This is a genomic window from Novosphingobium sp. (assembly GCF_965214355.1).
Classification (GTDB): domain Bacteria; phylum Pseudomonadota; class Alphaproteobacteria; order Sphingomonadales; family Sphingomonadaceae; genus Novosphingobium.
Map to the genome: position 1 here is coordinate 59,988 of NZ_CBDCBI010000002.1, position 13,773 is coordinate 73,760.

A 13,773-nucleotide genomic window follows, 5' to 3' on the forward strand; every position below is an offset into this window, starting at 1 on the left:
GATGTTCGACAAATATCTGCTAGACGCTGCCTCCTTGCGCAATCTGGGGCCTGCCGACGCCCCCACCGGTTTCGCATTCGAGGCAAAACTCGGGTATTATCGCGGTCTCGGCCTGTCGATGATCGAAGAATTGAATGTGTCGATCGACGGCCAGGCCTGCCCCCGCGAAAGCATAACGTTCGATGAAGGGCACGGGCCAATCACGCTCGAGGCAATGGAAACCGCGTATGAGCGCCGCTGGCCCTTTGGCGAGGTGGCCACTGTCGCGGTTGCCCACCAAGGCGGCTTTCCTGCGGGCGAACACACGCTGACGTTTCAGCAGAAACTGCGCATTTCATACCTACCTTTCCCGTCATTCAACACGGATGAAAAACGGGTCAGTCTGTAGCCTTACGCGCCTGAACGGCCGCGAACGTCCCGGTGATGTTCACATTCTAAAGCGTGATGTCGCTGCTCAGGAATGCGGCGATCATGCGCGCCAAATCCTGCTTGAGCACCATCCAGTCTCCTTCCCACGCCGCATCGGAGCTGGTCCCGAACCCGAGATAACGGGCGATCGAGGCGTAGAGTGTACGAAAGGCACTGTCGACGGCGCGTAACGGGTCGGGCTGCCTGATCTCGGACGCATACAACAGCATCGATTGCTTCACTGCTTCGGCGGTCGCGGCATAGGACGCCTTGCCGGTGGCTGCCACCAAGGGATCGACCCCGGCGCGCTGCATCAGCGGCCGCATGATGTCGGCATGGGCACGCAGCGTTTCGGCCACAGCGTCGATCAGCGCCACCACGAGGTGGTTCAGATCCTTGGAACCGCTGCGCGCCGCTGCCAGCCGGTCATGCATCTGCATGTCGACCCGTTCCAGCACGCGCAACTGAACCGCGTGAAGCAAGGCTTCCTTGCCCTCGAAACGGTTGTACATCGATCCTATCGACACTTTCCCCTTCTTGCTGACGTCCTGCAGGGTGAAATCATCCGAACCGCGCGCGACCATCAGCGCTTCGGCAGCGACAAGCATGCGTTCGTAGGACGCCTTTGACCGCCCCTGGACGGGTGCGCGCAAGGCTGTGGAAAGGCCGACATCTTGTTTCATGACTTCATGTCCCGTTTTATCGGCCATCCGTCAACGATCACAACACAAAGGGTTTATTATTCCCGATGTCCGGCATGGCACTTGCCGGCTGGCCGATGCGGCAACAAATCATCTTGACCTGCGCGGCAAATGCGGCGAGAGCCGCAAGCGACAAAATAGCGGGGCTCAACCCGCCAGGCATACGAGCGCGCAAGCGCCACGGGGCCGTGGAATGGGAAAAGGTCCTATGTCTGCGCCGCACCAACTTTCATCCTGCATCGAATGGCAATTTGCCGAAGCCGGCGATCTCGCCGCGCGTCTGCACGCGGCCAAGGCCGGCGGATTCGACCTTGCCGAATTTCACCTGTGGCGCGACAAGCCGGTGGACGCCATGGCGCAGGCGCTTGCCGAAACGGGCATGACGCTGACCGGCGTCTGCGTCGATCCGCGTCGCTCGATTGTCGATCCGGCCGAGCGCGACGAAATGGTGACCGCCGTTCGCGACACGATCGCCGCCACGGCCAAACTGGGCAAACCCGCGCTGATCGTCGCCTCGGGCTTCCGCGTCGAGGGCATGAGCGAGGACGAGCATTTCGCCAACGCCGTCGCCGCCCTGCGCGCCGCAGCCGATCTGGCGGAAGAGGCCGGCGTCATGCTGTTGCTCGAACCGCTCAACACCCGGCTTTTCGCGATCATGTACCTGGTCAGCACGAAGCTGGGCCTCGATCTGGTCGAGGCAGTGGGCAGCCCCAATCTGCGCCTGCTGTACGATGTGTGGCACAGCGCAGTGATGGGCGAGGATATCGCCGAAGTGCTGGCCGGCCGCACCCATCTGGTGGCGCATGTGCAGGTCGCCGACATGGACGATCGTAACGAGCCCGGCACCGGCAGTCTCGACTGGTCCAAAGTCATGCAGACGCTGGACACCCTGGGTTACACCGGCGCGATCGGGCTGGAATATTTTCCGACGCTGCCCATGGACCAGTCCCTGGCGCTGACCCGGCAAAAGCTGGGCTGCTGACAGGTCCTGATCTGTCGCCACTTGGGATAGGATGGGGACGTGCAACCTGAAAAATTGGGCTTTGCCGAACGGCTGAGCTATGGCTTTGGCGACATGGGAACCAGTCTGGCCTACAACATGGCCAGCGGTTTCCTGTTGTTCTACTACACCAATGTCGTCGGCCTGCCCGCGGCTGCGGTCGGCACGGTATTCCTGGTGGCACGGCTGCTGGACGCCGTGATCGACGCGCTCGTCGGGATTGCCGTGGACAAGACGCGTAGCCGGTGGGGACGCACGCGGGTGTATTTCCTGTGCACCGCAGTGCCTTATGCGCTCGTGTCGGTGGCGGTGTTCCATGTGCCCGCCTGGGGTCAGCCCGCGCAGCTGGTCTATGCGTTCCTGACCTTCAAGGCACTGGGTATCCTGATGTCCTGCCAGGCCATACCCTACACCGCGCTGATGCCGATGATGACGCTCGACCGGAGCGAACGGCTCAATCTGTCGGGGATGCGCTCGATCGGCACGTCGGTCAGCGTGGTGCTGGGCGCGGCCGCGGTGATGCCGCTGGTGGCGGCACTGGGCGGCGGGGACCAGCAGCGCGGTTTCACGCTGGTGGCGGCGCTGTTTGCGGCCATCGGTTTTGCGTGCACCATGATGCTGTTCCGCAATTGCCGCGAACGGCACCACGACCATACATCGCCCGATTTTGCCATCCTGCCCGCGGTGAAGGAAATGCTCCACAACCGGGCCTGGCTGGTGGTGTTCGCGTCCTGCCTGCTGTATTTCGCGCGCTTTGGCATGATGATGGCCGCGACGGCGTATTTCGCCATCGATGTCATGGGCCGGCCCTGGATGATCTCGATCATGCTGCCGGCCGTGGCCGGAATGCTGCTGCTCTCGGCCTTTTTTGCGCCCGCCATTCTGGCGCGCACCGGCACCCGCAACGGCGCGGTGGCGGCGCTGACGATTGCCGCCGTGCTGTTTGCCGCGCTGCCCTTCGTGCAGGATCATGTCGCGCTGTTTCTCGCCCTTTACATCGCCGGCTGCCTGGCGACATCGATCACCATTACCGCCACCTTTGCGATGTTTGCCGAAACGGTGGATTATCACGAGGCCAAATACGGCACCCGGCGCGAGGGACTGCTGTCTGCCGGCATCAGCCTGTCGACCAAACTGGGCATGGCGCTGGGCACGGCCGGGTTCGCCTACGTGCTGGGCGCTTTCGGCTATGCCCCCGGCCATGTCACCGATGCAGCGCGGCAGGCGATCCGCTGGACCTACAGCGGCGGTTCGGTGGTCCTGCTCATCGCGCAAACGCTGGTGCTGATGCTGTGGCCGGCAGGCAGGCCAGCCCACCCCAGTTGATACCCCCCCGACACCATCACCCTTGACGCGGTCACCCGAAGAAACGGAACCCAGACATGCATGCACAAACTGCCGCAATAAGCCTCGATCTGATCAATCGACAGTACCAGGAGCCGAACCGCAACCGCTACGAAAGCCGGTATTTCTGGGAAGAGCTGTATACGCTGATCGCCGCAGCGGGCTTTTCGGCGATCGAGATTCCCTATGAGCCGGTGTGGCAATTCGGTGGCCGCAGCGGCGTTCCGATGAACCGGTATTGCGTGAACACCAAATACGAGAGCGCGGCCAACTATCGCGCCGCTTTGCGCAGCCACGGGATCGAGCGGGTCACGGGCATCACCTTTGATCCCAACCTGTTCATGCGCAACGACAATCTGGGGTTTTATTTCGGCGCAACCGGGCATTTCGCCGGCGAGGCCCTGGCCCATGCCGCCGACATGGGTGCCGACTATCTGGCCATCAGCCCATCGCCGTTTTATGGCCGTATCGCGCAATACCATCCCGATATCGAAACCACGAAGGCGGACTTTACCCAGCGCACGATCGACCTGCTCACAGGGCTTGCCACCAAAGCGGCGGAGCTGGGGGTAACGCTGGTCTTGCGCCACGAATACTGGAGCTTGTTTGGCGGCGAGCGGTTGCTGCCCTTGCTCGACGCCTTGCCCGACACGGTGAAAGTCGACCTCGATGCGGCGAACCTGTTCGTTGCGGGTATCCCGGCGCCTGAGTTTTTCGCGGCGCATGGCGCGCGGATCGGCTGCGTGCATCTGACCGATACCAGCTTTGTCGATCCGGGCGATGTCTGGAAAACGCCCAATCCCGAGTTTCCGAGCCAGCACGCAACCCAGGTGTTCCGCGATCCGGGTATGGGGTCTGTTGATCTGGGCCAGCTTGTCGCGCTGCTCGGCGCGCATGACTATCAAGGGCCGGTCACGTGCAGCGCGCGCCAGACGCGGGATCCGTTCCGCGCCCTGCTGCGCACCCGCGCCCTGCTTAACCAGCTACAGAAATAACGAACGGAGTCAGCGCGATGCCAAACATTCGCTATGCCAACATGAGCCACTGGAAATCGATTCCCTACAAGAAAATCGATAATTTCCGCGATTTCTATTACGAAGACAAAACCAACAGCGCCTATTATTCAGACTGGGACAACATCCTGAAATACCAGTCCGCGCTCGGCTTCGACGGGATCGAAGTCGCACCCTGGGATCTGGCCGACATCCTGCCACTGTTCGGCACGCCCGAAAACTTCGCTGCCTTTGCCAGGGAGCGCGGGGTCAGTGTGATCGGCATGTTCCATGGGGCCCATGCTTCGCACGCGGCGGATCATTTCGACGAAGCCGTGCGCTCGGGGCGCGAGGCTGTCGATACGATCGTCAAGTTCGGCGGCACGTACATGAACACGTGCCCGACGCAGAACTACCACGGCACCGGCCCGCTGAGCCGGGACCAGGTTCAGCAATGCGCCAAAGTGATGAACGAGATCGGCCGCTATGCCACCGATCACGGGGTCAAGGTCGGCCTGCACAACGAGTTCTTCTGCGCGATCAATCTGCCCAACCATCGCGAGCTGATCGAACTGACCGATCCGAAGCTGGTGCACTACTGCATCGATACCGCGCAGATCTCGATCATGGGCGAAGACCTGCTGACGTTCTACAACGACTATCACGACCGCATCAGCACGTTCCACCTCAAGGATACGGCATCATCCAGCCAGCCTGACAGCGTACGCTATGCGCAGGACCCGGAGATAACGGATGACGGCACGCGCTGGTTCTGGGAGCCGGGCCAGGGCAATCTCGATCTCAAAGGCCTCTATCGCCTGCTCAAGCAGCACGAATTCAAGGGCTGGATGTCGATCGAATACGATGGCTCGCCGGACATGCTGGCATCAATGGCCATGACGCGCTATTATCTCGACCACGAATTGCGCCCGATCTACGATTGATCTGCGGATCTGCCGGATGGTTGCCTTTGCACCTTTTGCCGATCAGGCATCGGATGCAAGGCAGCCACCAGTACGCGTTCGCCAGCGCAGCATTCAGCCCCACATTGCCGAGTTCACCCAGGCCCTGGATGCCCAGCGGGTTCACCTGCAGATCGGTTTCTGGGATGAATATGGTCTCGATCGTGCCGATATCGGCACTAACCGGAATGGTGTACCCGGCCAGATCGGCATTCACATCCCGCGCGCAACCCTGCTTCGCAGGGCCGGCGCAACCCGCGTCGCTTCCCCCCGCGCCCGCCCGGCTTCGCTTTCCTGCCGGTTACGCGCATTCGCTGCATGGATTTTCACCGATTTTGCCGCTAGCAGTGTTGGTTCCTCGAACCAGGGATGACTCAAGTCATGAACAACAGTGACCTCGCCGATACGATTGCTACTGCGCACGGGCTGACCAAGGCCGATGCGCGCAAGCTCGTCGATGCCGTGTTTGCCGAAATTGCCGATGCAGCGGCCAAGGGCGACGAAATCAGCCTGAACGGTTTCGGAAAGTTCAAAGTGAAGGCGACCGAGGCCCGCGAAGGGCGCAACCCGTCGACCGGCGCGACGATCCAGATTGCAGCGTCAAAGAAGCTGACATTCGCCGCTGCCAAGGCGGTGAAGGACAAGTTGAACGGCTGACACGCATCAGCGCCCTGCCAGTGGCAGGGCGCTGATCCTCGGGAATATCCGCACCCTTTGCGGGTTGGCGCCCGGCGGCCATTGATACACCGCGCAAAGGATCGATTTGAACCAGCCCGCATCCCCCGCCGATACCCCCGGACCGCGCGCGCGGCGCAGTACCGGGCGCAGGTTGCGCGGCGCGATTGCCAACCGTCTGGGCACGGATATCGTCTCCGGAGTCTATCCGCCAGGCACTGTCCTTTCGAGCGAGGTGGAATTTTCCGAAGCGCTGCAAGTGTCGCGCGGCGCTTTTCGCGAAGCGATGCAGGTGCTGGCCGCCAAGGGCCTGGTCGAAAGCCGCCCCAAGACCGGCACGCGCGTCCTGCCCCGCGCGCGGTGGAACCTGCTCGACCCCGACGTCCTGGGGTGGGCCTTTGCCGGTGAGCCGGATCCGGAATTCGTGCGCAGCATTTTCGAATTGCGCGCCATTGTCGAGCCGGGCGCCGCGCGCCTGGCCGCAGAGCGCGGCACGCGCGAAGACCTGTCCACGATGAAACAGGCACTGGCCGGGATGCGCCGCCATTCGCTGGCCACCGAGCCCGGTCAGGCCGCAGACCGCGATTTCCATGATGCGATCCTGCGCGCCACGCGCAATGATGCGCTTATCGTCCTGTCATCGACGATCGGCGCGGCCGTGCACTGGACCACCCGGTACAAGCAGCGCGGGCGTACCTTGCCGCGCAACCCCATGCCCGACCATGTCAAAGTCTACGACGCGATCGCGGCAGGCGATGGAGATGCGGCGGCGGCCGCAATGCGGGTGCTGGTGGATCTGGCCATGGCCGACACCGCCGCGCAGATGCAACGCGCCGGCGCCGCCGGCGCAGCACCCGTTCAGCCGGGCAGCGGTCCACTGTAAACGTGCGCGGGATTGCCGGTTACCCCCGCATCGACTTCGAACAGCGCTCCATCGAATTCGCCCGGTGGCAGACCCGTTGCGGCAGATGTCACGAACATGCGATCGAGCGCGTCACCGGCAAATGCGACATTGGTCACACGCTGTGCCGGCAGCGCAATGCTGCGATCCAGCGCGCCATCGGGGTCGAACCGGCTAATCCGGCCACCATCCCAGTGCGCCACCCACAGATACCCTTCGGCATCGCAGGTCATGCCATCGGGATAGCCATCGTCTTCGCCGAACCGGATGAACGGCTGCCGGTCCTGCACGGTGTGCCCGTCATGGCAAAAGCGATAGATCACACGCCGCCCGCTGTCGGCATGGTACATCCAGCCGCCGCACGGCGACAGAGCGGGCCCGTTGGGAACGTGATAACCGGCATCGATCTGTTGCCACGCGCCGTCGGAGCCCAGCCGGTACAGCGATCCGCTCGCCTGTTCCTCCGCCATGTCCATGGTGCCGCACCAGATCGATCCATGGCGGTCGGCCTTGCCGTCGTTCATGCGGTTGCCGGGCAAGTGCGCTTCGGGCCCGGTGCGCGGGCCGATCATCAGCGGATCGAGCGTGATCGACGCAATGCCGCTGCGAAACCCGCCGACAAAACCGCCGCCGGCATGCTCCACCACCCAGCCCAGCGGCTCGGGCATGGCCCAGCGCTCGACTGCGCCGCTGGCCAAAGTCAGCCGATTGAGCGCAGGTGCCAGGATATCCACCCAGTAGAACGCCCCGTCGCGCGCGCACCACAGCGCGCCCTCGCCCAGCACATCGCACGTCTCGCGTTCGATCTTGCGGACGGTTGCCATCAATGGTTGTCCCGCGGCACGCCCATCGTCTGGGCGATGCGCTGGTATTTCTCCGCCCCTTCCAAAATCGCCCCGGTATCAAGCTGGCCGACCAGCGCGCGCTGGATTTCCTGCCACGGGGTCTGGCTCGCCGGATAGGCATAACCGCCCGCCGCTTTCAGCGCCGCGCGGCGATCGGCCAGTTCGGCGTCGTCGATCAGCACGTTCACCGTACCCTTGCGCAGATCGATGCGCACGCGGTCCCCGGCGCGCAGCAGCGCCAGGCCGCCCAGCGCCGCCGCTTCGGGCGAGGCATTGAGGATCGAGGGGCTGCCCGAAGTGCCCGACTGGCGTCCATCGCCGATGCAGGGCAATGCCGTCACGCCTTCGGTAATCAGGTAGCTCGGCGGACGCATGTTGACCACTTCGGCCGCGCCCGGATAGCCGATCGGGCCCGCTCCGCGCATGAACAGCAGCGTGGCCGACGTGATGCCGAGCGCCGGATCGTCGATCCGGTGGTGGTAATCCTCCGGTCCATCGAACACCACCGCCGGGCCCTCGAACGCTTCGGGATCATCGGGATTGGACAAGTAGCGATCGCGGAATTCGTCGGAGATCACGCTGGTCTTCATGATCGCGGCCTCGAACAGGTTGCCGCCGAGCACCAGAAAACCGGCATCGTGCAGGATCGGCTGGGCAAACGGACGGATGACGCGGTCGTCCTCGATGGTGGCATCGCGGCAATTGTCGCCGATCGTGCGCCCGTTGACGGTCATCGCGCCTTCGCGGATCAACCCCTGCCCGATCAGCTGCGCCACCACCGCCGGCACACCGCCGGCATGATAATAGTCCTCGCCCAGGTACTCGCCGGCGGGTTGCAGGTTGACCAGCAGCGGAATCCTGTGGCCGACATCCTGCCAGTCGCGCAGCGGCAGATCGACGCCGATGTGGCGCGCGATCGCGGCCAGGTGGATCGGCGCATTGGTGCTGCCCCCGATCGCCGAATTGACCGCGATGGCATTGTGAAAGGCGTCGCGGGTCAGGATGTCGGATGGCTTGAGGTCTTCGTGAACCATTTCCACGATGCGCTTGCCGGTGCGCCACGCGCATTCCTGCCGGTCGCGATAGGGCGCCGGAATCGCGGCCGATCCGGGCAGCATCATGCCCAGCGCTTCGGCCAGGCTGTTCATCGTGGTGGCCGTGCCCATGGTGTTGCAATAGCCGGTGCTCGGCGCGGAGGACGCCACCAGCTTGATGAACCCCGCCTCGTCGATTTCGCCCGCCGCCAGCATCTGCCGGCCCTTCCACACGATCGTGCCGCTACCCGTGCGCTCGCCCTTGTGCCAGCCGTTGAGCATCGGGCCGACCGACAGCGCGATCGCCGGGATATTGACAGTCGCGGCCGCCATCAGCAGCGCCGGCGTCGTCTTGTCGCATCCGGTTGTCAGCACCACGCCATCGAGCGGGTAGCCGTAGATCGCCTCGACCAGCGCAAGATACGCCAGGTTGCGATCGAGGCCTGCGGTCGGCCGCTTGCCGGTTTCCTGGATCGGATGCACCGGAAATTCCAGCGCGATGCCCCCCATGTCGCGGATGCCTTCGCGAATACGTTCCGCGAGCACGAGGTGATGGCGGTTGCACGGCGAAAGATCGCTGCCGGTTTGCGCAATCCCGATGATCGGGCGTCCGGACTGCAGTTCCTCGAGGCTGATCCCGAAATTGAGATACCGTTCCAGGTACAGCGACGTCATGTCGATATTGTCGGGATTGTCGAACCAGGCGCGGCTGCGCAATTTTGTCTTGGTCATGCAGGCTTCTCGATCAGCGAACGGACAGGCGGAAAATCATGGCGTGATGATAGGGTTTGCCGGGGTCGACCCGCGCCGACAGGAATGCGCTTCGATTGGGGGCATCCGGGAACTTCTGCGGTTCCAGTGCGACGCCGTCGCCCATGCGATACACATGGCCCTGTTTGCCAACCAGAGTGCCGTCGAGAAAATTGCCGGTGTAGAACTGGACACCGGGCTCTGTCGTCAGCACGTCGAGCGTGCGCCCCGATGCAGGATCGGTCAGGCGGGCAGCCAGGCCCGGCGCCGGCGTGGCACCTTTGTCGAGCGCGAAATTGTGGTCATAGCCCCGGCCGATCACGATCTGCGGATCATGGCCATCGCGCACGCTCGTCGCGATCGGGTGGGGTTTACGGAAATCGAATACCGTTCCTGCGACACCGCGCAATTCGCCGGTGGGAATCAGATGGCTGTCGACCGGCGTATAAGCGCTGGCCGGAATAGTCAGCAATTCGTTCAGCGCCCCATCCGCACTGCCTTCGCCGGCCATGTTGAAAAACGCATGGTTGGTCATGTTGACCACGGTCGGCTTGTCAGAGCTGGCGTCGAACGTGATCCCCAGATCGCCATGCTCGTCGAGCGAATAGGTCACCGTCGCTGTCAGCGTGCCGGGATAGCCGGCATCGCCGTCCGCGCTGACGTGGCGCAGCACGACACTGGCAACGGGACCCGACTGCACCTTTGCCACCTGCCACAGCACCTTGTCGAAACCGTGGCCCCCGCCATGCAGGGACTGGCCATGGTCGTTCTGCGGCAATTGATAGCTGTGGCCGTCCAGCGTGAACTTTCCATCGGCAATGCGATTGGCATAGCGGCCGATCGTGGCGCCGAAATAGTTGGGGTGATCGACATACGACGCCAGGTCGTCATAGCCGAGCAGGACGTCGGCCGGGTACCCGTTGCGATCGGGTGCGAACAGCGACTGCAGGGTTGCGCCATACGCCAGGATACGGGCCGAAACGCCATTGTGCGCGGTGAGCGTGATCACCGCCACATCGCGGCCATCGGGCAGTTTTCCCGCGCTTTTCTGCTGCGCGTCCGCTGCATGGGCGGGCATCGTGCAGGCGGCCGCAGACAGCGCGAGCGCGGTTACGCCGATCATAGTACGATCCATAATCCTGCCCATGCCGCTGCCCTTGCCTGTTGCTTTTCCGATGCCGCCGCGTTGCCCATTGACGTGGTTGCAACGCCTATATAGTCCGACAAATGAACGGGGTGCAAGCCGCCGGATCACGCGGACCGATCATCACCGGCCCGACCGACGAGAGGACCACGATGCCGCCTGTTGCCCCCCCCGGTCCCTCCGGCCTGCCTGACGACGGCGGGCCAGGCAGCCGCGCCTCCTTTGGTCCGGTACTGGCCTTGCTGGCGACGCTGTTCTTCATGTGGGGTTTCATCACGGTCATCAACAACACGCTGCTGCCGCATCTGCGCGCCGTGTTCGATCTCGATTATACGCAGACCACGCTGATCGAATCCGTCTGGTTCATCGCCTATTTCTTTGCGTCGATCCCGTCGGCCAAGCTGATCGAACGCTTCGGCTACAAATTGGCGATCGTCGCTGGCCTCGGCATCATGGCGGCGGGCGCGCTGGGCATGATGCTCGCGGCCAGCATTCCGTCCTATGGCGTCACGCTGGTCATGCTGTTCGTGATCGCCAGCGGGATCACCCTGCTGCAGGTTGCGGCCAACCCTTACGTGGCCGTGGTCGGCAGGCCGGAAACGGCATCGTCGCGGCTCAACCTGGTCCAGGCGCTCAATTCGGCAGGCACCGTGCTCGCGCCGATGTTCGGCGCCTATCTGATCCTGGGACGATCCAGAAGCGGGACCGCCGTGGCCGGCGCACTGATCACCCCGGCGCAGCGCATCGCCGATGCGCACTCCGTGATCCTGCCGTATGCGCTCGTCGCGGGTGTGCTGATCGTGCTGGCGCTGGTCTTTCTGCGCTTTCCCCTGCCGGTCCTGACGTCCTCGACACAGCGCCTGTCCGGAAACGAGCGCAAGGGCCTGTCGTTGTGGAACCATCGCAACCTCGTGTTCGGCGTGCCTGCGATCTTCATCTACCTGATCGCGGAAATCGGCGTTGCCAACCTGTTCATCAATTTCGTCAGCCAGCCAACCGTTGCCAATCTGACGCACGAAGCGGCGGGGCGTTATCTGACGCTGCTGTGGGGCGGGATGATGGTCGGGCGGTTTGCCGGGTCTGCCATCATGCAGAAAGTGCGCGCAGAAACCGTGCTGGCGCTGTTTTCGGTGGGCGCGTTCGCGGTCATGATGATCACCGTGTTAGCGGCCGGGCCTATCGCGATGTGGTCGCTGATCCTGGTCGGCCTGTTCCATTCGATCATGTTTCCGACCATTTTCACGCTCGGCATCAGGGGGCTGGGGCCGCTGACCGAGGAAGGATCGGGGTTGCTGGTCATGGCGATCGCGGGCGGTGCGCTGGTGGTGGTACAGGGCTGGCTGGCCGATCGCTACGGGTTGCAGGCCTCGTTCCTGCTGACCGCGGCCTGCGAGCTGTACGTGTTGTTCTATGCGCTGTGGGGATCGCGCCCCACCCATGCGCTGCCCCGGCCGGCGGCGATATGATTGTCCTTTTGCGGAGCTTGCCATGACAGAATTTCGTTCGATCACCGCCCACACCGGTGAGCCCGACGGCCCGGCGTTCCGCGTCGACGGGGTCCCGCAAGTGGCGGCGGCCTGCGCCGCCGCAGACGCCGCGTTCGACACCTATCGCGCGCTGGCGCGTGAACCGCGCGCGGTTTTCCTGGAAACCATCGCGCTCGAAATCCTGGCGCTGGGCGACGACCTGATCATCGCGGCGATGCGCGAAAGCGGCTTGCCGCGCGCCCGGCTTGAGGGGGAACGCGGCCGCACCATCGGACAGCTGCGGCTGTTTGCCGCGGTCGTGCGCAAGGGCGACTGGGCCGGGCTCAGGATCGATCCGGCCCAGCCCGATCGCCAGCCGCTGCCCCGCCCCGATCTGCGTTTGCGGTTCATCCCGCTGGGCCCCGTTGCCGTGTTCGGCGCGTCCAATTTTCCGCTCGCGTTTTCGACGGCCGGCGGAGACACCGCCGCAGCGCTGGCCGCAGGATGCCCGGTGGTCGTGAAAGGCCACCCTGCGCATCCCGAAACCGGCGCCATGGTTGCAGCGGCCATTGCACGCGCTGTCGCCGCGTGCGGCTTGCCCGCCGGCGTGTTCGGCCATCTCGTGGGCCCTTCGAACGATCTGGGCGCGGCACTGGTCAGCGATCCGCATATCGCCGCGGTCGGCTTTACCGGATCGCGCGCAGGCGGGCTGGCCCTTGCGCGCCTTGCGCAGGCCCGACCCGTGCCGATCCCGGTCTATGCCGAAATGAGCAGCATCAATCCGGTGCTGCTGTTGCCCGCAGCGCTGCAGGCGCGAGGGCCCGCGCTCGGCGCCGGGTTTGCCGGTTCGCTGACGATGGGTGCCGGGCAATTCTGCACCAATCCCGGGCTGATCCTGGCCATCGAAGGCGCCGGGCTGGATGAATTCATCACCGCCGCTGCACACGCGGTGGCAAAGGCCGATGCGCAAGTGATGCTGACGCGCGGAATTGCCGATGCCTATCGCGCCGGCGTGTCCGGTCTTGCGGCCAACGCCCGGACTTTGGCACAAGGTGCTACAGGAGAGGGCGTTTCGGGCGGCGCAGCGCTGTTGGAGACGACGGCGGCAGCGTTTCTGGCCAATCCCGATCTTGCGCATGAAGTGTTCGGCGCCAGCGCGGTGGTGGTGCGCTGCGCCGATGCCGATGAATTGCTGGCGGTCTTGCGCGGCCTGGAGGGCCAGCTGACCGCGACCGTGCAGATGGACGACGCGGACGAGGCGCTCGCCGCACAAGTGCTGCCCGTGCTGGAGCGCAAGGTCGGTCGCATCCTGGCCAATGGCTGGCCCACCGGGGTCGAGGTGGGCCATGCCATGGTGCACGGCGGTCCGTTTCCGGCGACCAGCGATGCCCGCACGACATCGGTCGGTAGCCTGGCGATCGATCGCTTCCTGCGCCCGGTCAGCTATCAGAACCTGGCGCAACGGCTGTTGCCACCCGAATTGCGCGACGATTCCCGCAACGATGGTGTGCCGCGGCTGATCGACGGCGTGCTCACGCTTGACTGACCGGA

14 protein-coding genes are annotated in these 13,773 nt (G+C 64.1%); 10 read left to right on the forward strand and 4 right to left on the reverse strand.

Annotation, left to right across the window (positions count from 1 at the left end):
- Nucleotide 1: 1 nt before the first annotated feature.
- Complete coding sequence (locus ACOOE2_RS00840) at nt 2-388, forward strand: C-glycoside deglycosidase beta subunit domain-containing protein (protein ID WP_420381135.1); 387 nt, start codon at nt 2-4, stop codon at nt 386-388.
- Between the two features lie 46 nt (nt 389-434).
- On the opposite strand, the gene ACOOE2_RS00845 is transcribed toward ACOOE2_RS00840, so the two are convergent.
- Nucleotides 435-1,091 (reverse strand): TetR/AcrR family transcriptional regulator, encoded by a 657-nt coding sequence (locus ACOOE2_RS00845; protein ID WP_420381136.1) that lies wholly within the window; start codon nt 1,089-1,091, stop codon nt 435-437.
- 226 nt (nt 1,092-1,317) lie between these two features.
- Here ACOOE2_RS00845 and ACOOE2_RS00850 point away from each other — a divergent pair, with 226 nt between their 5' ends.
- The 7 genes from ACOOE2_RS00850 (at nt 1,318) to ACOOE2_RS00880 (ending at nt 6,965) form a co-directional block, all read left to right on the forward strand.
- Complete coding sequence (locus ACOOE2_RS00850) at nt 1,318-2,091, forward strand: TIM barrel protein (protein ID WP_420381137.1); 774 nt, start codon at nt 1,318-1,320, stop codon at nt 2,089-2,091.
- A 39-nt stretch (nt 2,092-2,130) separates the two neighbouring features.
- On the forward strand, nt 2,131-3,435 hold the full coding sequence (locus ACOOE2_RS00855) for an MFS transporter (RefSeq protein WP_420381138.1): 1,305 nt from the start codon (nt 2,131-2,133) through the stop codon (nt 3,433-3,435).
- 56 nt (nt 3,436-3,491) lie between these two features.
- On the forward strand, nt 3,492-4,448 hold the full coding sequence (locus tag ACOOE2_RS00860) for a sugar phosphate isomerase/epimerase family protein (RefSeq protein WP_420381139.1): 957 nt from the start codon (nt 3,492-3,494) through the stop codon (nt 4,446-4,448).
- A gap of 17 nt (nt 4,449-4,465) precedes the next feature.
- Entirely contained in the window at nt 4,466-5,389 is a 924-nt protein-coding gene (locus ACOOE2_RS00865; protein WP_420381140.1) for a sugar phosphate isomerase/epimerase family protein, read from the forward strand.
- Nucleotides 5,390-5,405: 16 nt separating this feature from the next.
- Nucleotides 5,406-5,780: a hypothetical protein gene (locus ACOOE2_RS00870; RefSeq protein ID WP_420381141.1), complete on the forward strand. Its 375-nt coding sequence runs from the start codon at nt 5,406-5,408 to the stop codon at nt 5,778-5,780.
- Nucleotides 5,781-5,788: 8 nt separating this feature from the next.
- Nucleotides 5,789-6,064, forward strand: coding sequence for an HU family DNA-binding protein (locus tag ACOOE2_RS00875; protein ID WP_420381142.1), 276 nt, complete (start codon nt 5,789-5,791; stop codon nt 6,062-6,064).
- A gap of 106 nt (nt 6,065-6,170) precedes the next feature.
- Entirely contained in the window at nt 6,171-6,965 is a 795-nt protein-coding gene (locus ACOOE2_RS00880) for a FadR/GntR family transcriptional regulator (protein ID WP_420381143.1), read from the forward strand.
- Here ACOOE2_RS00880 and ACOOE2_RS00885 read toward each other — a convergent pair.
- The 3 genes from ACOOE2_RS00885 to ACOOE2_RS00895 are packed head-to-tail and all read right to left on the reverse strand — an operon-like array spanning nt 6,941 to nt 10,735.
- On the reverse strand, nt 6,941-7,807 hold the full coding sequence (locus tag ACOOE2_RS00885) for an SMP-30/gluconolactonase/LRE family protein (protein WP_420381144.1): 867 nt from the start codon (nt 7,805-7,807) through the stop codon (nt 6,941-6,943). The genes ACOOE2_RS00880 and ACOOE2_RS00885 overlap by 25 nt on opposite strands.
- Nucleotides 7,807-9,594, reverse strand: coding sequence for an IlvD/Edd family dehydratase (locus ACOOE2_RS00890; protein WP_420381145.1), 1,788 nt, complete (start codon nt 9,592-9,594; stop codon nt 7,807-7,809). Before ACOOE2_RS00890 ends, ACOOE2_RS00885 begins: the two co-directional genes overlap by 1 nt.
- Before the next feature lie 13 nt (nt 9,595-9,607).
- The gene (locus tag ACOOE2_RS00895) at nt 9,608-10,735 is read right to left on the reverse strand and encodes an aldose epimerase family protein (protein WP_420381146.1); all 1,128 of its coding nucleotides are present in this window, start codon (nt 10,733-10,735) and stop codon (nt 9,608-9,610) included.
- Between the two features lie 173 nt (nt 10,736-10,908).
- Here ACOOE2_RS00895 and ACOOE2_RS00900 point away from each other — a divergent pair, with 173 nt between their 5' ends.
- Nucleotides 10,909-12,222, forward strand: coding sequence for a sugar MFS transporter (locus ACOOE2_RS00900; protein ID WP_420384533.1), 1,314 nt, complete (start codon nt 10,909-10,911; stop codon nt 12,220-12,222).
- A gap of 22 nt (nt 12,223-12,244) precedes the next feature.
- Nucleotides 12,245-13,768 carry an aldehyde dehydrogenase (NADP(+)) gene (locus ACOOE2_RS00905; protein ID WP_420381147.1) on the forward strand — a complete coding sequence of 508 codons (1,524 nt, stop codon included), beginning with the start codon at nt 12,245-12,247 and terminating at the stop codon, nt 13,766-13,768.
- Nucleotides 13,769-13,773: the final 5 nt, after the last annotated feature.